The sequence below is a fragment of the Streptomyces sp. NPDC015032 genome (assembly GCF_043080425.1).
In the GTDB taxonomy this organism is placed as follows: domain Bacteria; phylum Actinomycetota; class Actinomycetes; order Streptomycetales; family Streptomycetaceae; genus Streptomyces.
Genome location: NZ_JBIBVN010000003.1, coordinates 394,356 through 414,081 on the forward strand (window position 1 = coordinate 394,356; position 19,726 = coordinate 414,081).

The 19,726-nt window shown below is 71.3% G+C and carries 15 protein-coding genes; 11 read left to right on the forward strand and 4 right to left on the reverse strand.

Annotated features, from left to right (window positions below; all coding sequences use genetic code 11):
* Positions 1–107 precede the first annotated feature (107 nt).
* Genes ACF08M_RS07590 through ACF08M_RS07620 form a run of 7 tightly spaced genes read left to right on the forward strand, consistent with a single transcriptional unit; the run spans position 108 to position 11,625 of the window.
* Complete coding sequence (locus ACF08M_RS07590; RefSeq protein WP_392184308.1) at positions 108–1,121, forward strand: pyridoxal-phosphate dependent enzyme; 1,014 nt, start codon at positions 108–110, stop codon at positions 1,119–1,121.
* Between the two features lie 2 nt (positions 1,122–1,123).
* Positions 1,124–2,353, forward strand: a complete 1,230-nt coding sequence (locus ACF08M_RS07595; RefSeq protein ID WP_392184309.1) for an MFS transporter — start codon at positions 1,124–1,126, stop codon at positions 2,351–2,353.
* A gap of 56 nt (positions 2,354–2,409) precedes the next feature.
* On the forward strand, positions 2,410–3,483 hold the full coding sequence (locus ACF08M_RS07600) for an ornithine cyclodeaminase family protein (protein ID WP_392184310.1): 1,074 nt from the start codon (positions 2,410–2,412) through the stop codon (positions 3,481–3,483).
* A gap of 12 nt (positions 3,484–3,495) precedes the next feature.
* The gene (locus tag ACF08M_RS07605; RefSeq protein ID WP_392184311.1) at positions 3,496–4,311 is read left to right on the forward strand and encodes a class I SAM-dependent methyltransferase; all 816 of its coding nucleotides are present in this window, start codon (positions 3,496–3,498) and stop codon (positions 4,309–4,311) included.
* The gene (locus ACF08M_RS07610) at positions 4,308–7,604 is read left to right on the forward strand and encodes an amino acid adenylation domain-containing protein (RefSeq protein ID WP_392184312.1); all 3,297 of its coding nucleotides are present in this window, start codon (positions 4,308–4,310) and stop codon (positions 7,602–7,604) included. Before ACF08M_RS07605 ends, ACF08M_RS07610 begins: the two co-directional genes overlap by 4 nt.
* On the forward strand, positions 7,601–9,355 hold the full coding sequence (locus ACF08M_RS07615; RefSeq protein WP_392184313.1) for an AMP-binding protein: 1,755 nt from the start codon (positions 7,601–7,603) through the stop codon (positions 9,353–9,355). The genes ACF08M_RS07610 and ACF08M_RS07615 overlap by 4 nt, the downstream gene beginning before the upstream one ends.
* Positions 9,352–11,625 carry a M20/M25/M40 family metallo-hydrolase gene (locus ACF08M_RS07620; protein WP_392184314.1) on the forward strand — a complete coding sequence of 758 codons (2,274 nt, stop codon included), beginning with the start codon at positions 9,352–9,354 and terminating at the stop codon, positions 11,623–11,625. The genes ACF08M_RS07615 and ACF08M_RS07620 overlap by 4 nt, the downstream gene beginning before the upstream one ends.
* Positions 11,626–11,683: 58 nt before the next feature.
* Here the strand turns inward: ACF08M_RS07620 and glpK are convergent, their stop codons facing one another.
* The 3 genes from glpK to ACF08M_RS07635 all read right to left on the reverse strand — a co-directional run bounded on the left by glpK (position 11,684) and on the right by ACF08M_RS07635 (position 14,716).
* Complete coding sequence (gene glpK / locus ACF08M_RS07625; protein WP_392184315.1) at positions 11,684–13,201, reverse strand: glycerol kinase GlpK; 1,518 nt, start codon at positions 13,199–13,201, stop codon at positions 11,684–11,686.
* Between the two features lie 46 nt (positions 13,202–13,247).
* Positions 13,248–14,093, reverse strand: coding sequence for an MIP/aquaporin family protein (locus tag ACF08M_RS07630; protein WP_392184316.1), 846 nt, complete (start codon positions 14,091–14,093; stop codon positions 13,248–13,250).
* Between the two features lie 149 nt (positions 14,094–14,242).
* A complete protein-coding gene (locus tag ACF08M_RS07635; protein ID WP_392184317.1) occupies positions 14,243–14,716 on the reverse strand; it encodes a MarR family winged helix-turn-helix transcriptional regulator in 474 nt (157 codons plus the stop codon).
* Positions 14,717–14,773: 57 nt separating this feature from the next.
* Here ACF08M_RS07635 and ACF08M_RS07640 point away from each other — a divergent pair, with 57 nt between their 5' ends.
* Positions 14,774–15,613, forward strand: a complete 840-nt coding sequence (locus ACF08M_RS07640; RefSeq protein ID WP_392184318.1) for an alpha/beta fold hydrolase — start codon at positions 14,774–14,776, stop codon at positions 15,611–15,613.
* Between the two features lie 62 nt (positions 15,614–15,675).
* On the opposite strand, the gene ACF08M_RS07645 is transcribed toward ACF08M_RS07640, so the two are convergent.
* A complete protein-coding gene (locus tag ACF08M_RS07645; protein ID WP_392184319.1) occupies positions 15,676–16,095 on the reverse strand; it encodes an ArsR/SmtB family transcription factor in 420 nt (139 codons plus the stop codon).
* 102 nt (positions 16,096–16,197) lie between these two features.
* Here ACF08M_RS07645 and ACF08M_RS07650 point away from each other — a divergent pair, with 102 nt between their 5' ends.
* From ACF08M_RS07650 to ACF08M_RS07660, 3 genes are all read left to right on the forward strand, one after another.
* Complete coding sequence (locus ACF08M_RS07650) at positions 16,198–18,171, forward strand: heavy metal translocating P-type ATPase (RefSeq protein ID WP_392184320.1); 1,974 nt, start codon at positions 16,198–16,200, stop codon at positions 18,169–18,171.
* A gap of 401 nt (positions 18,172–18,572) precedes the next feature.
* Positions 18,573–18,863 carry a hypothetical protein gene (locus ACF08M_RS07655; RefSeq protein ID WP_392184321.1) on the forward strand — a complete coding sequence of 97 codons (291 nt, stop codon included), beginning with the start codon at positions 18,573–18,575 and terminating at the stop codon, positions 18,861–18,863.
* 101 nt (positions 18,864–18,964) lie between these two features.
* The gene (locus ACF08M_RS07660) at positions 18,965–19,654 is read left to right on the forward strand and encodes a DUF305 domain-containing protein (RefSeq protein ID WP_392184322.1); all 690 of its coding nucleotides are present in this window, start codon (positions 18,965–18,967) and stop codon (positions 19,652–19,654) included.
* Positions 19,655–19,726 lie beyond the last annotated feature (72 nt).

Here is a 19,726-nt window from a genome sequence, read left to right on the forward strand (position 1 = left end):
CGGATGCCTAAGGTCTGAGTGCGCACAGCGGGGCAGAGCGGTCGAACCGTGGAAAAGGTCAACGACACATCGTTCAGGGGGAAACAGTGCCGCGTGTCAAACCCGTCTTGGCACGGGCCCTCCGTACGACTCCGTTACTTCACCTGGACGTCGCCCACCGGGGCCGGGTGCGGCGTCTGGGACTGAAACTCGAAGAGCACGGCCCCACCGGATCGGTGAAGGACCGAAGCGCCGTCGGGCTGTTGCGGGCCCTGCACGAAGAACAGCCGCTCATACCGGGCACCGTGGTGGTGGAGTCCACCTCCGGCAACCTCGGTCTGGCCCTGGCCCGGCTGCTGCCCTCCATCGGCTGTGTCTTCGTCGCGGTGGTCGATCTCAAGACCCCGCACGCCACCCGCGCCGTGCTCGCCGACCTCGGCGCCCGGGTGATCGTCGTCGACGAACCCGATGGCCAGGGCGGCTACCTGCTGAGCCGGCTGCGCACGGTGCGCGAGCTGTGCGACCGCAACCCCGGATACCGCTGGCCCAACCAGTACGAGAACTGGGCCTCGCCCGACATCCACCGCCGCACCACCGGACCCGAGATCACCGAGCAGGCCGGACCGGACCTCGGCGCGGTGTACATACCGGTCTCCACCGGCGGCACCCTCGCCGGTATCAGCGCGCATCTGCGCGAGCACCGGCCCGACGTCGCCGCGGTCGCCGTCGACGTACGCGGCTCGCTGGCCGTCGCGGGCAGCGCCGGATTCCGGCTGATCCCGGGCATCGGAGCCAGCCGGCCCTCGGTCTTCCTGAACGGGCCGCACAGCTACGACCGTGCCGTGCACGTCGACGACATCGAGGCGATAGCCGTCTGCCGGATCCTCGCCGAGGACGCGGGACTCGTACTCGGGGGATCCAGCGGCTGTGCCGTGCGCGCGCTGCTCACCGACCAGGACAACGGCCGTGCGGACGACCGGCTGGCCGTCTGCCTGGCCGCCGACGGCGGCGGGAAATACCGCGACACCCTCTACTCCGACGACTGGGCGACCGAACAGGGCATCGTCAAGGAGATCACCGCCGCCGTGGAACAGCTGCGCCGCGAAGGCCTCTTCTTCGACCGAAAGCACCAGGAGCACTGACCATGGGCACGAGCACCACCCTTGACCGGCGGCGGCGGACGAGAACCGACCACCGGCAGTTCCTGCCGCTGGTCCAGGGAGCCACGCTGATCGAGTGGACCGGCACGGGACTGTTCCTCGCCGTCTCGACCATCTACTTCGTCAAGGTCGCCCATCTCAGCACCTCGTCCGTGGGCACCGGTCTGACGATCGGCGGAGCCGTCGCCATCGCCGCCGCCGTACCCATCGCCCGGCTGGCCGGACGCTTCGGTCCGAAGCCCGTGCTGATCGGGGTGATGCTGCTTCGCGCGCTGGCCACCGTCGGCTACCTGTGGGTGGACGGCTGGTGGAGCTTCCTCCTCGTGGTCGCCGTCATCGCCGTCACCGAGCAGTCCTCGCCCCCGCTCGTGCAGTCGTACGTCGGAGCGAGGGCCCCCGAGAGTCTGCGCGCGAAGGTGATGGCCGTGCAGCGCACCGTCGTCAACCTCGGCATCAGCCTGGGCGGGCTGATCGCCGGATTCGCCCTGGGCTCGGGGGCACCCGGAGCCTTCCGGCCGCTGCTGATCGGCGGCGCACTCGCCTATGTGGTGGTGGCCGTGGTGTACGCCACCGCGCGGGGGGAGGGAGCCGCGACCGCTGTCGAGAGCGCCCGTGTCGCGGATCTGCTCAAGGACCGCCGACTGCTGGGCTTCACCGCGTACAACGCACTGGTGTCGCTCTGGATGCCGGTGCTCAACGTGGCCTTCCCGCTGTGGCTCGTCACCGAGACGGATGTGCCGGAGCGCTACGTCGGCATCCTGTACGCCGTCAACACGGTGTTGTGCATCGCTCTGCAGTACCCGCTCAACCGCTGCTACAGCACAACGCGCCGGGCGTGGTACTCGTACGCGACCGCAGCACTGCTGCTCAGCCTGGGCGCCCTCGCCTTCGCCGCGGCGCCGGCCTTCGGGACGCGGGAAGCACTGCTGGTGCTCGGCGCCGCCGTCGTCCTGCTGACCTTCGCCGAGCTCCTCCAGGTCGGCGCCTCGTGGACCCTCTCCTTCGACCTGGCACCGGAGCGGGCACGCAGCGCCTACCTGGTGCTGTTCAACACCAGCCGCACCGTCGCCAACCGGGTCGCGGGCCCGGTGCTGATGACCGGTGTCGTCCTCGCCCTCGGCACGGCCGGCTGGGCCGCGCTCGCCTGCGTCCTGCTGCTCGGCGCGCTCGTCCCCTTCGCGATGCTGCGCGGACCGCGAGGCACCGGCGACTGACCCCCGGACCCGTCCGACACCATCACCGACCCTCTCGCCAAGGAGCCCCGCCCGCCATGGACTTCGAGCAATATCCCGACAGCCACTTCCGCTACCTGACCCGCGCGGACGTCATCGAGGCGGCCCACGACGTGGACATCGTGGCGGCGGTGGCCGAGGCGCTCACGCTGCACTCCGCCGGACAGTCGGTCCTTCCCGAGGAGGCCTATCTCGGCTGGACCACCCCGCAGGGCGACTCGGCCCGGCTGCTGGCCATGCCCGGCGCGCTGGTCCAGGACGGCAGGCCGCCCGTCATCGGAATGAAGACCATCAACGCCTCGATCGGCAACCCGGGGCGCGGCATACCGCGCTCCCAGGGCTTCACCCTCCTTCTCGACCCGGAGACCGCCCGTCCCCTCGCCCTGATGGAGGCCGCGTACATCAGCGCAATGCGTACCGCGGCGGTGACGGCCCTCGCCGTCCGCCACCTGGCCGTCGAGGAGCCACGACGGCTCGCGCTCCTCGGCTGCGGCGCGCTCGCACAGGCGCACGTGGCGCTGCTGCTGCGCACCGTTCCCACCCTGGACCGCATAGCGCTGTACGACGTGGCGCCCGACCGCGCGAAATCCGTCGCCCGGTACATCGCGTCGCTCCCCGGGGCCGCGGACATCGAGACGGTGCTCGCGGACGAACCGCGGGAGGCGGTGCGGGACGCGGAACTCGTGGTACCCGTGACGACGGTGGCCCAGGGCTACATCGAGCCGGACTGGCTGTGCCCGGGCGCGCTCGTCTGCCATGTCTCGCTGGACGACCTCACCGAGGCGGCGGTTCTCGCGGCCGGCACGGTGATCGTCGACGACTGGAGTCTGGTCCGTGACGACCCGCGCCGGCTGCTGGGCCGGATGCACCGGGCGGGGACCCTGCTCGGCCCCGACGGCGACCCCCGGGAAGGGATCACCGCGCAGCCCGGCGCCCGCCGCGTCGACGGCACCCTCGGCGATGTGCTCACCGGCCGCCACCCGGGCCGCCGTGACCAGGACGAGATCGTGATCAGCAACCCGTTCGGCATGTCGATCCTCGATGTCGCCGTCGCCGACCGCATCCACGCTCGCGCAGAAGCCGCCGGTCTCGGCGCCCGGCTCACACTCTGAAGGGGGATCCGCATGACGATCGACCAGAACGTCCAGGAGATCAACCGCACCATGTGGTCGTACGGAGAGTACCGGCACGTCGCCGATCTGCTGCGGCCCGGCGCAGAGGAACTGGTCGGCCGGCTCGCCCCCGAACCGGGCACCCGCCACCTCGACATCGCCACCGGCAACGGCAACGTCGCCCTGCTGTCCGCCCTGCGCGGCTCCGTGGTCACCGGGCTGGACCTGACGGACGAGTTCTTCCCCGACGCGCGCGAACGCTTCGAGGAAGCCGGTGTCGAGGCGGTGCTGCGCCGCGGCGACGCGCAGGAACTCCCCTTCGAGGACGGCTCGTTCGACCTGGTCACCTCCACCTACGGAATCCAGTTCGCACCCGACCACGCCGCCTCCTCGGGAGAGATGGCCAGGGTGCTGCGGCCCGGCGGCCGGATCGGCATGTGCAACTGGACGGCACGCAGCTGGACCGCCCACTTCCAGGAGATCCTCTCCGCGTACTTCCCCTCGCCCAACGGCCATCAGGGACAGCCCATGCTCTGGGGCTCCCGGGACTATCTCGGCGAACTCTTCGGCCCCGGATTCACGATCACGTCCGAACGCCGGGAACTCTTCTACCCGTTCGGTACCGCGGAGGATCTGGTCACCTTCTTCGAGAACTGCTTCGGCCCCTGCATCGCGGCGAGGAACACCATCTCGCCGCCCTCGCGCTGGAAGGAACTGCGGGCGGAGATGGTCGAGATGACCGAGGGTTTCCACACCACCGACGCACGGGGCATGGGCGTGCCCGTCGAGTACCTGCTCGTCACGGCGGAGAAGAAGGGGGACCGGTGACCGGCCTGCCCGAGCACTATCCGGTCCTTCCGCTGGCCGAAGGGACGCGGGAGCGGGCCATCGCCGCGGCGCTCACCCGCAGCGAACCGTACGATCTGGGTGAAGGGGTCCACGCGTACGTCGAGCGGCACGCGGCCGCGCGCCCGGACCGCACGGCGATCGACGACGGCGAAGTATCCATCGGGTACGGCGAGCTGGCCGACCGGATGCGCCGCACCGCCGCCGGGCTGGCGGCCGCCGGGGTCTCGCACGGACAGATCGTCGCGGTCGGCGGCCGGCGCGGCGGCGACGTGGTCACGGCCTTTCTCGCGCTGGAGCTGCTGGGCGCCGTCTACCTCCCGGTGGACGCGGGCTGGCCCGCCGCCCGTGTCGAGTCCCTGCTCACCGACAGCGGCGCCGTGCTCATGCTGACCACCGGCGGGCCGGAGCACAGTGGCGAACTGGTCAAGGGAGCCCGGGCGGCCGGCGTGCCCACCGCGACACCCCGGCCGGCGGAGTCCCGGCACACCAGGACAGCGCCGCCCGCCCCCGACGAGGTGCGGTACATCCTCTACACCTCCGGCTCGACCGGACGCCCCAAGGCCGCGGTCGTCGAGCACCAGGGGATGCTCAACCATCTGTGGGCCAAGGTCGACGACCTCGGCCTGACCGCGGACGACCGGCTCGCCCAGACCGCACCACTGGGCTTCGACATCTCCGTCTGGCAGATGCTCGCGCCGCTGCTCGTCGGCGGCTGCGTACAGGTCTTCGGCGACGAACTGGCGCAGGACGGCGCGCTGTTGCTGGAGGCGCTGCGCGGACACGGAACGACGGTGCTGGAAACCGTACCCACCCTGATCCGCTTCCTGCTCGACGCCCACGACAGCGCGGGGACCGGCCCCGGCGCGCTGCGCTGGATGATCGCCACCGGCGAGGAGCTGCCGCCCGCCCTGGCCGGACGGTGGCACGAGGCCATGCCGGGCATCGGACTGCTCAACGCCTACGGCCCCACCGAGTGTTCGGACGATGTCACCCACGCCGTACTGGGCCCTCCGGCCGCCGGGGTACGCCATCTGCCGATCGGTTCGCCCGTCGGAAACGCCGAACTCTACGTGCTCCGTGCCGAAGAGGGGGAATGGCACGCCTGTGCGCGGGGGGAGAGCGGAGAACTGTTCGTCGGAGGGCTCGTCGTGGGCCGCGGCTATCTCGGCGACCCGGACCGCACCGCACTCGCCTTCTTCACCGACCCCTTCGGCAACAGCGGCGGGCGCCTCTACCGCACCGGGGACGCCGTACGCGTGCTGCCGGACGGCCAGCTGGAGTATCTGGGCCGGGTCGACCGGCAGGCGAAGCTCGGCGGCGTACGGATGGAACTCGCCGAGATCGAAGCGGTGCTCGGCGGCCACCCCGGGATCGCCGCTTGCGCCGTCACCGTCCACACCCCCGACGACACCGGCGCCCTGGTGGCCCGTGAGAGCGCCCACACCCCGGTGGCCGCCCAGCTGCCACGGCTCGTCGCGTATGTCACGGCCGCCGGCGCCGAGGTGCCCGAGGAATCGCTCCGCGCCCATCTGGCCGAACGGCTCCCCGCACCGATGGTGCCGCGCACCTTCGTCGTCCTGCCCCGCCTCCCGCTGACCCGGAACGGCAAGACGGACTACAAGGCGCTCCCCGCACCCCCGCGCCGCAGCCGTCCCGACCGCCGCCCGTACACGCCGCCGCGCGGCGAGGCGGAGTCCGCGATCGCGGCCCTGGTCGCCGACCTCCTCGGCACCGGACGCGTCGGCCGGAACGACTCGTTCCTGGAGCTGGGCGGCGACTCGCTGCTGGCCATGCGACTGGTCGCGGCCCTGCGCGGGACGGGATCGGCCGCGGGCCTGCGCGACGTGCTGCGCGACGGCAGCCCGGCCGCGCTCGCCGCACTCGGCAGCCACCAGCAGCGGACGGCCGACAGCCCCTCGCAGCATGCCTGGGACGCCCCGAGGACCCGGCCGCTCACCCCGCAACAGGCCGGTGTCTACTTCCACTGGCGACTCGACCCGCTCAGCCCCTACTACAGCTACCAGGGCTCCCTGGAACTGGACGGGGCGCTGGACGTGGCACGGCTGGCACGGGCCTGGCAGCTGCTCCTCGGCGAGAATCCGCTCCTTCTCGCCCGGTTCGCCGAGACCGGCGAGCCGGGCGGGCAGGAGGTGGTGCACCACTACCCGCACTGGGAGGTGCCGCTGCCCGCACGGGCGCGGGACCTCACCGTGGACGAGTTCCGCGCGGTGGCTGCCGAGGAGGCTGCCAGGCCCTTCGACCTCCTCGCCGGACCGGCTCTGCGGACCGAGCTGTTCCGGCTGCCGGGCGGGCAGCACCGGCTGCTGGTCACCATGCATGAACTGCTCCTCGACGGCTGGGGTGCCACCGTGCTGTTCCAGCGGCTCGCCGAGCTGTACGAGCAGCAGCCGGCCGCACCCGACCCGGAGCGCGCCACCCGGTACGACCGCTACCTGGACCACGTGGAGGCGCGGCTGGCCACCGAGGAGGTGGCCGAGGCGGGGGAGTACTGGCTTCGCCGGCTCGCGGGCGAACTCCCGGTGCTGCAGATCGCGCAGAAGCCGCGACCCGCCACACCCACCTACCGGGGCGAGATCACCGAGGCGGTCCTCGACGCGCACCTGTCCCAACGGCTGCGCGAAACCGCCCTGTCCGCCTCCGCCACCGCGTTCGTGCCGCTGCTGGCCGCGTACGCGCTGGCCCTGAGCTACTACAGCGACGCCGACGAGGTGATCGTGGGCGCACCGATGGCGGGCCGGGAACGGCCGGAGACGGCCGAGGTCCCGGCGTTCACCCTGGCCATGCTGCCGCTGCGCCTGCACTGCGATCCGGCCGCGACCCTCGCGGAGTTCACCACACAGGTGCGGGAGACCGTGTACGACGCGTACGCCGCGGCGGAGCACCCCTTCGGCTGGACGCTGCGGAGACTACCGGCGGCCTCGCGCAGCTCTTCGGCGACACCGGTCTTCCAGACCATGCTCAACATGCTGCCGTACCCGGCGCGTGCCACCACCGCTTCGGACGTCGGGTTCCGCTTCGTCGAACTGGACACCGGCTACACCAAGTACGACTGCGCGCTGTACGTCCAGCCGCACGGTCCCGGCCACCTGCTGTTGCAGTACGCCTACCAGCGGGAACTGCTCGACGCCCCGGCCGCACGCAACGTACTGGAATCCACGCTGATCGCGCTGCGGGCCCTCACCGACCCGGAGCGTGCGGAGCACACCACCATCCGTTCCCTCGATCTGCTGCCCGGAGACGATCACCGATGACCATGCCGACCCTGCTGGAACGTTTCGCCGAGCAGGTGGCGGCCCGCCCCCGGGCCGTAGCCCTGCGCCACACCGGCACCAGTCTCACCTACCGTGAACTCGACGAATGGAGTGGCCGGCTGGCCGCCCGGCTCGCCGCCAAGGGCACCGGCCCGGGCACAGTGGTGGCACTCGCCGCTCAGCGCGGCCCGGCGGCCGTCGCCGGAGTCCTCGCCGTACTGAAGACGGGCGCCGCCTACCTCGGGCTCGACCCCGCGATACCCGTGCGACGACAGCGCCGGATGGTGGAGGAGACAGGACCGCACTGCGTGCTGGCCGAACCCGGACTCGACCAGTTCCCCACTCTGGACGCCCCTCGCGTCACGCTCGCCCGTCTCGACGAGGGCCCACTGCACCAGGCCCCCGAGCAGGAGCCGGACGAGGACGCGCTGTTCCACATCGTCTACACCTCGGGCACGACCGGGAACCCCAAGGGCGTACGCGTCAGCCGGCGGTCGGTCCGCGGACGGCTGGAGTGGATGTGGCAGGACCATCCGTTCCCCGGGAACGCGGTGCTGGCCGTCCAGAAGTCGCTCGCCCTGGTCGCCTCGCCCTGGGAACTGCTGGGCGGACTCCTCAAGGGCATCCCGTCCGTCGTGCTCGGCACCGATGAGCTCCTCGATCCGGTGCTGTTCGCCGCGGCCGTCGAACAGGAGCGGATCACGCACCTGTTCCTGACCCCGCAACTGATTACGGGGCTGCTGGAGGAGAGCGCGAAACGCCCGGGCGGGCATCAGCCCGTACTGGTCACCAGCGGTGCCGACACCCTGCCGGTGGACACGGTCCTGCGCTTCCGCCAGGTCTGGCCCGACGCCACACTGCTCAACCTGTACGGCATGACGGAGACCGCCTCCAACGTCGCCGCCTACGACACCGCCCGGCTGCCCGCGGACGCCCGACGCGTGCCCGTCGGCAGCCCCGTGGCCGGTGCCTCGCTCTCGGTCCGCGACCGGCTCGGCCGACGGCTGCCCCCCGGTGTGACGGGCGAGGTGTGGGTCTCCGGACCACCGCTCGCCCTCGGCTACCTCGGCGGCGACGGCGAGGACCGCTTCACCACGGACGACACCGGAGTACTGCACTACCGCACGGGCGACCGGGGCCGCCAACTGCCGGACGCCGCACTGGAGATCACCGGTCGCGCCGACAACCAGATCAAGGTCCGCGGCTACCGCGTCGAACTGGAGGAGATCGAGGCCACGCTCCGCAAGGCGCCGGACATCACCGACGCGGGGACGTACGCGCAGAGCGAGGACGGCGAAACGCGCATCGTCGCCTGCGTCACCGCCGACGAGGAGACCGGCCCCGCCGCACTGCGCGCGTATCTGCGCGACCGGCTGCCCGACTACATGCTGCCCGCCCGGATCCAGCAGCTCCCACGGCTCCCGCTGAGCACCAACGGCAAGCTCGACCGCACCGCCCTGCGCACGCTCGTGGAGAGCATCGGGCAGGAACACACGGCCGGATTCGCCCCGTCCGACGCCACCGAGGCCGCCGTCGCGGCCGTCTGGCAGGAACTGCTCGGCGCCCCGCCGGCGTCGGCCGACCAGAACTTCTTCGACGCCGGAGGCCACTCCCTGCTCGCCGTGCGGCTCGCCAACCGGTTGGCGGGCACGGCGGGCCGGCGCGTACCACTGCGCCGCATCCTCGGCGCGCCCACCGTCAGTGCGATCGCCGCACTGTGCCGCGAGACCCAGCAGGAGGAGCAGGCATGAGCGTCCCATGGCTGAGCGTGCCGGAGGAGAAGCCGCAGGGCGGCGCGGCCGGTACTCTCGCCGTCTGCTTCGCACCTACCGGGGCGCACGGTTCGACGTTCGCGAACTGGCGGGGCCTGCTGCCCGAGGACACCACGCTCGCGCTGATCACACCGCCCGGCCGGGGTACCCGCGTCGACGAGGAGCCGGTCACCGGCATGGCGGCCTACGCGGATGCGGTGGCGGCCGAGATTCGCGGGCTGCGCGGCGGGCGGCGACTGGTGCTGATCGGCGTCAGCCTCGGCGCGCTGCTCGCGTACGAGACGTGCTGCCGGCTGCTCGACGCCGGGGTGCCGGTCGCGCGCCTGTGCGCGGTGGCCGGGCAGTGTCCCGGTGACTTCCACGGCGATGGCGACGAGGTGACCGTCGAGGACGCCCGCGCCTTCGTCACCGGGACCGGGCTGACCGACCCGGAGCTGCTGGCGGACCCCGAATTCGAGGAGGTGCTGCTGCCCCCCGTCATCGCCGATCTGCGACTGGCCGCGGGCTACGACGGCAGCCGCACCCCCGTACCGCACGTCGAGCTGCGCGCGGTGTGGGCCACCGACGACCCGCACGTGCCCGAGGTGACCGTACGCCGCTGGGCCGACTGGACCCGTGCCGAGTGCACGACGCTGTCCGTCGAGGGCGGCCACTACGCCCACCAGGAGAATCCGGCCGCGGTCGTCTCCGCCTGCCTGGACGGCCTCCCCGGGGTACGGCCGTCGCGCCGGTCCGTGCTCGGCGCCGGGGCGACGGCGGTCGCGGGTACCGTGCTGGGCCTCGGCGCGGTGGCGTCGGCGTCACCCAGGGCATCGGCCGCGCCCGCACCCGCTGCGGGCGGCGTCACCTTCGACGGGGATCCCACCGACCCCGTCGGCCTCGCCGTGGCCATGATCCGCCAGAACACCAGCAACCCCGGTGACGGAGCGCTCACCCAGCCGCTCGCCCGGATGCTCCAGGGCATCTTCCGCGCGGCCGGGGTGGGCACCGAGATCGTGCCCACCCCCAAGGAGGGCAACGTCCACTTCTTCGCCCGGGTCCCCGCCGGCGGCCCCGCCCGGAAGAAACCACTGGTCCTGCTGGGCCACTCCGACGTGGTCCCCGCCATCGGCGACACGTGGACGACGGACCCTTTCGCGGGCGACATCAAGGACGGCAAGCTGTACGGCCGCGGCGCGCTCGACATGAAGGGTGTCAACGCCGCCTTCGTCGCCGCCCTGTTGCGCCATGTCCGGGAGGGCTCGGTCTTCGACCGCGACATCGTGTTCTGGTCCGACTGCGACGAGGAGCAGGGGCCCTACGGGGTGCGCTGGTTCCTCACCGAACACCCGGGCAAGGTGGAGGCGGGCGCGGTCGTCACCGAGGGCGGCTGGGTGCTCAACCAGCGTGACGGCACGACACCCATGATCGCCTCGCTCACCTGCAACGACAAACGCTCCCTGCTGCTGCGCCTGGAGACCTCCTCGTACGCCACCCACACGTCCAAGCCGTTCACCGGACAGGCCGTGATCAGACTGGGCGAGGTGCTGGAGCAACTGGGGGACTGGCGCGCCCGCATCCGCCCCAACGCACTGTCCCGGCGGTACTTCGCCGAGCTCGCCGGGGCCACCACCGACCGGCCGCTCGCCGAGGCCGTCCGAGCGATGCTCGACGCCCGTTCGGAACAGCAGCGGGACAGGGCCGGTGAAACGGTGGTGCGGCTCAGCGAGACCCCGGAGCTGCACAACGCGATGCTGCGGACCACGCTCGCCTTCACCTCCGCGCAGTCCGGCTACTACCCGAGCATCGTGCCGGGCACGGCGACCGCGGAGTTCCGGGCCGCCTTCCTGCCGGGCGCCGACGACCCGGGCCGGATCGTCGCCGAACTGCGTTCACTGATCGGCAACCGGGCGACGCTGACCGTGGTCGGGAACCCCGGTGAGAGCGAGCAGCAGGCGCTGGACCGGCTGCGCGGCTATCTCGCCACGCCCGATTCCAGCTACGACACGGACGTCTTCCGCGCCTGGCAGACGGCCGTACGCCGGACACACCCCGGAGTACGCGCCACCGCCTGCCAGTTCGAGGCGGTCACCAGCGCGGTGCCGTTCCGGGAACAGAACGTACCCGTGTACGGCATGTACCCGTTCACCGTGAACCGGGACATGCTCAAGCGCATGCACGGAACCGACGAACACATCGGGGTGGATGCCCTCCGGCAGGGCACCGAGACCGTCTACCAGCTGCTGGCCGGACTGCGTACCGGGGCCTGATCCGGCCGCGCCGTACCGGCCGGATCAGGCCCGTATGGCGCGGTCGCCGGGCCCCGTGTCATTCCACCCTCACCCAGTCGAGGGTGCGCTCGACCGCCCTTTTCCAGTCGGCGTAACCCTCGGCGCGCCGTTCCTCGCTCCAATGCGGCTCCCAGCGCTTCGACTCCTGCCAGTGCTCCCGCAACTCGCCCCGGTCGCGCCAGAAGCCGGTGGCGAGCCCTGCCGCGTACGCGGCGCCCAGCGCGGTGGTCTCGGCGACGACAGGGCGGCTGACGTGCACCCCGAGGACGTCCGCCTGGATCTGCATGCACAGGTCGTTGGCCGTGACCCCGCCGTCTACCTTGAGCACGTCGAGATGGACCCCGGAGTCCTGCTCCATCGCCTCCACCACATCCCGGCTCTGGTAGCAGATGGCCTCCAGAGTGGCCCGCGCCAGATGGGCGTTGGTGTGGTAGCGCGCGAGTCCGACGATGGCTCCGCGGGCGTCCGAGCGCCAGTACGGGGCGAAGAGGCCGGAGAACGCCGGAACGAAGTACATCCCGCCGTTGTCCTCGACGGTCCGGGCGAGCCATTCGCTCTCGGCGGCCTCGGTGATGATCTTCATCTGGTCCCGCAGCCACTGCACGGCCGAACCCGTGACCGCGATGGAGCCCTCCAGGGCGTAGACCGCCGGGCCCTTGCCGAACTGGTAGGCGACGGTGGTGAGCAGGCCGTGCCGCGACCGGATCAGCTCCGTACCCGTGTTGAGCACGAGGAAGTTGCCGGTGCCGTACGTGTTCTTCGCCTCGCCCGGCTCGTAGCACACCTGGCCCACGGTGGCCGCCTGCTGGTCGCCGAGTACTCCGGTGATCGGGATCGCGGCCCGCAGGGGCCGTGACGTGCGTGTGCGGCCGTACGCCGTCGCGTCGGACGACGGGTTGATGGCCGGCAGCATGACCCTCGGAATGCCGAAAATGCCCAGCAGTTCGTCGTCCCAGTCGAGCGTCTCCAGGTTCATCAGCATCGTGCGGCTGGCATTGGTCACATCGGTGGCGTGAATGCCGCCGTCGGGACCTCCGGTGAGATTCCACAGCACCCAGCAGTCCGTGTTCCCGAACACCGCGTGCCCCCGTTCCGCGGCCTCGCGGACCCCGTCGACGTGATCGAGGATCCACTTGATCTTCCCGCCGGAGAAGTAGGTGGCCGGAGGCAGTCCCGCCTTGCGCCTGATGACCTCGCCGTGTCCCTCGTTCTCCAGGGCGTTGGCGATCGAGTCGGTCCGGGTGTCCTGCCACACGATGGCGTTGCAGTACGGGCGGCCGGTGCGGGGATCCCATACGACGGTGGTCTCACGCTGGTTGGTGATCCCGATGGCGTCGAGATCGGTGGCGCTCAGACCTCCGGCGCGCAGAGCATTCTGCATGACCGAGTTGGTGCGCTCCCAGATCTCCACCGGGTCGTGCTCCACCCAGCCGGGCCGGGGCAGGATCTGCTCGTGCTCCAACTGGTGCCTGGCCACTTCGTTCCCGTCGTGATCGAAGATCATGAAGCGGCTGCTGGTGGTGCCTTGGTCCACCGCGCCGATGAAGTCCGCCATGGCGTGCCGCCTTTCCTGGATCCGTGCTCGACGAAGGAACCGGGCGTCACGTCTGCGCCGGTGTGGGGATGGTGCCCTCCGGCTCCGGTTCCGCGGTGGGCAGGAAGCGGCCGATGAAGGTCTTGTAGAGGAACGCGCCGACCAGGCCTCCCACGAGCGGCCCCACGATCGGCACCCAGTAGTAGAAATTCCCGTACTGGTCCCGCCATGCCCCTCCGTAGCCGGTGAGGAAACTCGCGAGCCGGGGCCCGAAGTCACGAGCGGGATTGATGGCGTACCCGGCGTTCGTCCCGAACGCCATACCGATGGCCACCACGATGAGACCCACGACGAATGGGCTGAGATTGGCGCCCGGTGGCGTATTGAGAAGGTCCGTCACCGCGAAAATCAGCAGTACGAGAATGGCGGTGCCGATGACCTGGTCCCGCAGCGCGCCCCATTCGCTGACAGGAAGCGCGGGGTTTCCGTTGGCGGGCAGCGTGGAGAAGACGAACTGCGTCTTGATGGTGTGTCCGGGATCGGCTTTGGCCAGGGCCTCGGCGTAATTCCAGCGCACCACCAATGCCCCGATGAAAGCCCCGGCGAGCTGTGCCAGCGCGTAGGGAGCAACTTTCTTCCAGGGGAAATCCTTGAAGGCGGCGAGCGAGAGAGTCACGGCGGGATTGAGGTGGGCTCCGCTCAGTCTGCCCGCCACGTACACACCCAAGGTGACTCCGAGGCCCCATGCCCAGGCGATGCTGTCGTGATTCCCGAGACCCCCCGGCGGATCGGTGAGCGCTCCGCCGGCCACGACCTGCGCCACCACACCGCAGCCGAAGAGGATGAGAATCATCGTCCCGAGGAATTCCGCCGAGAGTTCCCCGACGAACCCCGACGCCTTGAGCCGCTCCATGGAGATCTCGCTTCCTGTCGAGTCACGAGCGTTGGCGGCATAGATCCACATATGAGCGTAGACGCAGGGAAATGGTTCCGCACTCGGTGGCACGGAGACCGGCGAGGACACCCGGCGCGCCCGGTGGACGGGCGCGACGGGCGTCGGTGTCAGTCCACGTCGACGCCGTCGAAAACGTCGAGCATCCTGCTGAGCACCCGTACGCAAGCCGTCACCTCGGCATTCGTCAGGTCCCCGTCCACCTGCCGCAGCAGCGTCTGCTCGCGAACGAGGGCGGCGGTGATCGCCGCCCTGCCGCTGCCGGTCAGCCGGATCAGCGAAGACCTTCGGTGGGCGGGGTTCGGGATGACCTCGACGAGTTGCGCCGCCACCGCGTCGTTGACCATGCGCTGCACGAATTGCCTGCTCAACGCCTGTGCACGGCCCATCTGGGGAACCGTCATCGGCCCGTGCTCACGCAGCAGATCAAGGACGGCGCGCACGCCGACGGACAGGCCCTCGATGGGTGCGGCCTGCTCCACCTTGCGCTGCACCCGTCTGTACAGCGGGCCGACCAGGGCGAAGACCTCCGTGAGCCGGTGGGCGAGATCCTCGGGAGCCAGGGGCGATTCAGTGTCGGTCACCCGGCCATCATGACACCTCGGTTGCCAAGTTGGGAAATAAATGACACCTTGGTTGTCATGACTGCTTCTACAGATCTGTTCTCCTTCGAGATCGGCGACGGTCGTCTCGTCTACCGCGACATCGGGACGGGCCCCCTTCTGGTGCTGCTGCACGGCGGATTCCTGGACCACGGCATGTGGGACGACCAGGTGCCGGCCCTCGCCCGGACCCACCGGGTGATCGTGCCCGACGCCCGGGGGCACGGCGGATCGTCCAACGCCGACGGGCCGTTCCGTCACACGGATGACCTGGCCGCTCTGCTGCGCCACCTCGACGCGGGCCCCGCGGTCCTCGCCGGGGTGTCGATGGGGGCGGCCACCGCGGTCGACACCGCGCTCGAACACCCCGGTCTGGTGCGTGCGTTGGTCGTCAGTGGCGCCGGAACGAGTGAGCCCGAGTTCAATGACCCCTGGGTCCTGCAGGTGCAGGCCGCGCAGGCCGACGCTCTGGCCGCCGGAGACGTCGAAGGCTGGATCGACGCCTTCATGCTCTTCGTCGCGGGCCCGCACCGCACACTCGATGACGTCGACCCCGTCGTCGTGCGCCGACTGCGCGAGATGACGGTGCGGACGGTCGCCAAGCACACCGGCGGCGAACCCGATCTGCGTGTGCCCGTGACCGACACCTGGACGCGGGCGGCGGGGATCACGGTCCCGGTGCTGGCGATCGAGGGCGGCATCGATTCGGACGACCACATCGGCATGGGCCGACGTCTCGTGCGGATCGTCGCCGACGGGCGTGCGGCCACGGTCGAGGGCGCCGCGCACTTCCCCAACATGGAACGGCCGGAGGTCTTCGACGGGATCCTCGGGGAATTCCTGGGGGCTGTTCTCGCCCGGGAGGGTGCCACCGGATGAACGGGTGAGCCCGGCCGGAGGGTTTTGCCGTCCGGGTGCACCGGGCGGCTCCCTGCCCGGCTTCAGCGGGCGGCCGTCACCACCCCATCGGCCGTCACCGTGCCACCGGCTCCCGCCGCCTCCCCCGCGGGGGTGTCGTGCAGGCCGAGGCGCAGGTGCTCGACGTGGAAGAGGGCCTGGTCGAGGAGTTCGGCGACGTGGTTGTCGTACAGCGCGTAGATCACCGAGCGGCCCCGGCGTTCGCCGGCGACCAGGCCGAGGTTGCGCAGCAGCCGCAGCTGATGGGAGCAGGCGGACTGCTCCATGCCGACCGCGTCGGCGAGCTCCGTCGCCGGGCACGGACCCTCCTGGAGGCGGGCGAGAATGCGGAGCCGGGACGGGGTCGCGAGAGCCTGCAGGGTGGCCGCCACATCGGCGGCCCCCACGGCGTCGAGGCGCTCGCGCGCGGTGGCAGCAGTGTTCGCGTCAGCTCCGTGGCCCATGGCCTCATCCTACGGAGATGAACACATGAATGCGTGTTCATGTGATCCTGTATGGTGCGGGAGTCGAAGCACTCCGCCGTCTCGTGTGAAGGATCACCGCCCATGTCTTTCACCCTCACCCGCCCGGCCGCGTCCGCCGAACCGGTGCGGGACGCGGACCCGGCCGGACGGCGCACCCGGATCCTGGCTCTCCCGGAAGCCCGCTGGGCCGCGGCCGCCCTGGGGCTGTTCCTGTCGGCACTGCCCCTGCACCTGCTCGGTGCCCCGTGGTGGGCGTGGGGCCCGCTGTACGCGCTGACGTACGTCGCGGGTGGCTGGGAGCCCGGGTGGGAGGGGCTGAAGGCCCTCAAGGGCAAGACGCTGGACGTGGATCTGCTGATGGTGGTCGCCGCCCTCGGCGCGGCGGCGATCGGGCAGGTGCTGGACGGTGCTCTGCTGATCGTCATCTTCGCCACCTCGGGCGCCCTGGAGGCGTTCGCCACCGCGCGGACCGCCGATTCGGTGCGCGGCCTGCTCGACCTCGCGCCCGCCACGGCGACCCGCCTCGGTGAGGGCGGAACCGAAGAGCCGGTGCCCACCGGGCAGTTGAGCGTCGGGGACGTGATCCTGGTGCGCCCCGGCGAGCGCGTCGGCGCCGACGGCCGGGTCCTCGACGGGGCCGGCGAGGTCGACCAGGCGACCATCACCGGCGAGCCGCTGCCCGTGACCAAGGAACGGGGCGACGAGGTCTTCGCCGGGACGCTGAACGGCACCGGCGCACTGCGCGTCGTGGTGGAGCGTGACCCGTCCGATTCGGTGATCGCCCGGATCGTCGCCATGGTCGAGGAGGCCTCCGGGACCAAGGCCCCCACCCAGCTGTTCATCGAGAAGGTCGAACAGCGGTACTCGATCGGCATGGTGGCGGCCACCCTCGCCCTGTTCGCCCTGCCCCTCGCCTTCGGCGCGGCCTTGCAGCCGACGCTGCTGCGGGCGATGACCTTCATGATCGTGGCGTCGCCGTGCGCCGTGGTCCTGGCCACCATGCCGCCGCTGCTCTCCGCGATCGCCACCGCCGGACGGCACGGCGTGCTGATCAAGTCCGCCGTCGTGATGGAACGCCTCGGACAGATCGACGCCGTGGCCCTCGACAAGACCGGCACCCTGACCGAAGGCACCCCACGCGTCACCGACATCCGCCCGCTGCCGGCCTCCGGCCCGACACCGGACGACCTGCTCACTCTGGCGGCCGCCGCCGAGCATCCCAGCGAGCACCCCCTCGCGCGGGCCGTCACCGAGGCCGCCCGGACCCGCGGTCTCGCCCTGCCCACCGCGAAGGACTTCACCTCCGCCCCCGGTGCCGGCGTCACCGCGACGGTGGACGGCCGTACCGTCGCCGTCGGCAGCCCCGCCCGTCTGCTGAACGGCCGTGGGGACGAAGCGGCCGCCGAGCTCGTCGCGGAACTGGAGGAAGACGGCCGTACCGCCGTGCTGGTCGTCCTCGACGGCACGCCCGCCGGCGCTCTGGGCATCGCCGACCGGCTGCGTGCCGACGCCCAGGGCACCGTCGCCCGCCTCACCGCCCTCACCGGCAGTGCTCCGGTGCTGGTCACCGGCGACAACCCCCGCGCCGCCGCTCGTCTGGGCGCCGATGTCGGGATCGGCGACGTCCGGGCCGGCCTGATGCCGCAGGACAAGGTGCGTGCGGTCAAGGAGATGGAGAGCGCCGGGCGGAAGGTCCTCGTGGTCGGGGACGGAGTCAACGACGCCCCGGCACTCGCCGCCGCCCACACCGCAATCGCCATGGGCAGAGCCGGTTCGGATCTCGCTCTGGAGACCGCCGACGCCGTCGTCGTCCGTGACGAACTCGCCACCATCCCCACCGCCGTGGCACTCTCGCGCCGGTGCCGCCGCCTCGTGGTGCAGAACCTGATGGTCGCGGCCGTCTTCATCACCGGGCTCGTCATCTGGGACCTCGTCGGCACGTTGCCGCTGCCGCTGGGGGTCGCGGGACACGAGGGCTCCACCGTCATCGTCGGCCTCAATGGCCTGCGCCTGTTGCGCGACGCCGCATGGACCCGGGCCCGCAACGGCCGGTGAGCCGCCCCGGACCCAAAGGCCCGCCGGGTTTTCGGCCGGTGCCGGCGCCCGCATCATCGCTCCCTCCCACCCGGGCGTCCCGCATGCGTGGGTCCCACCGCGGTCCGTACGCGAAGTGGCCGGGCACGCCGGCCGAGCACGGTGCCGGGGCGGTACAGCGTGTGAAGGGGTGGGGTGCGGCAGGGACTGGGTGCGGCAGGGACGGGAAACCCTGTGGGGGTATCGTCGGGCCCGTACCGCAGGACTCGCACGCATGGGAATTCGAGGCAGCCGTGGATCGCAGGCGGACGCGCACACCGGGAATGTCCCGGCTGCTCGTGCTGTGTGCCGTCCTGTGCGGGCTGTTCCTCATGCACGGGGCCCCGGCGAGCGCTGCCGAGGGTTGTCACGGTGCCATGGCCGTGACCTCGAATCAGGCCATGCCCATGGCGACCGCTGCCGGACACGCGGCGATGCCGGAAGAGCACGGCACGGCCCGGGCGGACGTCGCCGCGCCGGGGATGAACGGCGAGTCGTGCGTGTCCACCCAGGCGCGCGACCGGCTGCTGCCGCTGCTCATGGCACTGGGCCTCGTGGTCCTGGTCGTACGGGTCCTCGGCAGGCCACGCACAGCGGTGCGGGGGCCGGCCCGGCGGGGGCCGCCGTTCGCCGGCAGAGAGCTGCTGCTCCAGGTGTGCGTGGCGCGGACGTGACAGGCGTCCGCCGGTTCCCGGCCCTCGGCCCGGACCGGCCGGAGGTTCCTGCCCGTTTCGCGCGCCGCCGATGTGGCGCAATCACCTGGAAAGAACGCGTGATGTCCGTTTCCCTGTCTTCCTCCCAGTCCGCCGCCGCCCGCCGTCGAGGCGTCGCGGCCGTCGGTACCGTCGCCGCCCTCGCGCTGACACTGGTCGCCTGCGGTTCCTCCGACGACTCCGACGGCTCGGCCGTCCCCGGAACGCGGCACGGCTCCGGCAGCGCTTCCGCGTCGGCCACCCCCGGCGGCGCGTTCAACGATGCGGACGTGAAGTTCGCTCAGCAGATGATCCCGCACCACCAGCAGGCCGTCGACATGGCGAAGCTGGCCGACGGCCGCGCCGCCGACTCCGAGATCAAGGAACTGGCCGCCGCGATCGAGAAGGCGCAGGATCCCGAGATCAACACCATGAAGGGCTGGCTGACTTCCTGGGGGAAGCCGTTGGCCGAGTCCTCGTCCTCGCCCGCGATGGGCGACATGCCCGGCATGGACCACGGCTCGGACGGAGGTTCGGGCATGCCCGGGATGATGTCGGGCAAGGACATGAGTGACCTCGAAGCAGCCAAGGGCAAGGAATTCGACAAGCAGTTCGCCCAGCTCATGATCGGCCACCACGAAGGCGCGGTCACCATGGCCGAGGACGAGCGGAAGAACGGCGCCAACGCCGACGCGAAGAAGCTGGCCGGGGCCGTCGTCACCGCCCAGACCGCCGAGATCGAGCAGATGAACAAGATCATCGCAAGGTTCTGACCTCTGGCCGGGTGCGGGCCTCCACTCCGCTGAGGGCCCGCACCCGGATGTGTTTCTGCCGGTGCGGGCCTT

Excerpts from the sequence above, each read along its gene's own strand:
- ACF08M_RS07595 (WP_392184309.1), top strand. The coding sequence starts at position 1,124 with ATGGGCACGAGCACCACCCTTGACCGGCGGCGGCGGACGAGAACCGAC.
- ACF08M_RS07600 (WP_392184310.1), top strand. The coding sequence starts at position 2,410 with ATGGACTTCGAGCAATATCCCGACAGCCACTTCCGCTACCTGACCCGC.
- ACF08M_RS07605 (WP_392184311.1), top strand. The coding sequence starts at position 3,496 with ATGACGATCGACCAGAACGTCCAGGAGATCAACCGCACCATGTGGTCG.
- ACF08M_RS07615 (WP_392184313.1), top strand. The coding sequence starts at position 7,601 with ATGACCATGCCGACCCTGCTGGAACGTTTCGCCGAGCAGGTGGCGGCC.
- ACF08M_RS07620 (WP_392184314.1), top strand. The coding sequence starts at position 9,352 with ATGAGCGTCCCATGGCTGAGCGTGCCGGAGGAGAAGCCGCAGGGCGGC.
- glpK (WP_392184315.1), bottom strand. The coding sequence starts at position 13,201 with ATGGCGGACTTCATCGGCGCGGTGGACCAAGGCACCACCAGCAGCCGC.
- ACF08M_RS07630 (WP_392184316.1), bottom strand. The coding sequence starts at position 14,093 with ATGGAGCGGCTCAAGGCGTCGGGGTTCGTCGGGGAACTCTCGGCGGAA.
- ACF08M_RS07640 (WP_392184318.1), top strand. The coding sequence starts at position 14,774 with ATGACTGCTTCTACAGATCTGTTCTCCTTCGAGATCGGCGACGGTCGT.
- ACF08M_RS07645 (WP_392184319.1), bottom strand. The coding sequence starts at position 16,095 with ATGGGCCACGGAGCTGACGCGAACACTGCTGCCACCGCGCGCGAGCGC.
- ACF08M_RS07650 (WP_392184320.1), top strand. The coding sequence starts at position 16,198 with ATGTCTTTCACCCTCACCCGCCCGGCCGCGTCCGCCGAACCGGTGCGG.
- ACF08M_RS07660 (WP_392184322.1), top strand. The coding sequence starts at position 18,965 with ATGTCCGTTTCCCTGTCTTCCTCCCAGTCCGCCGCCGCCCGCCGTCGA.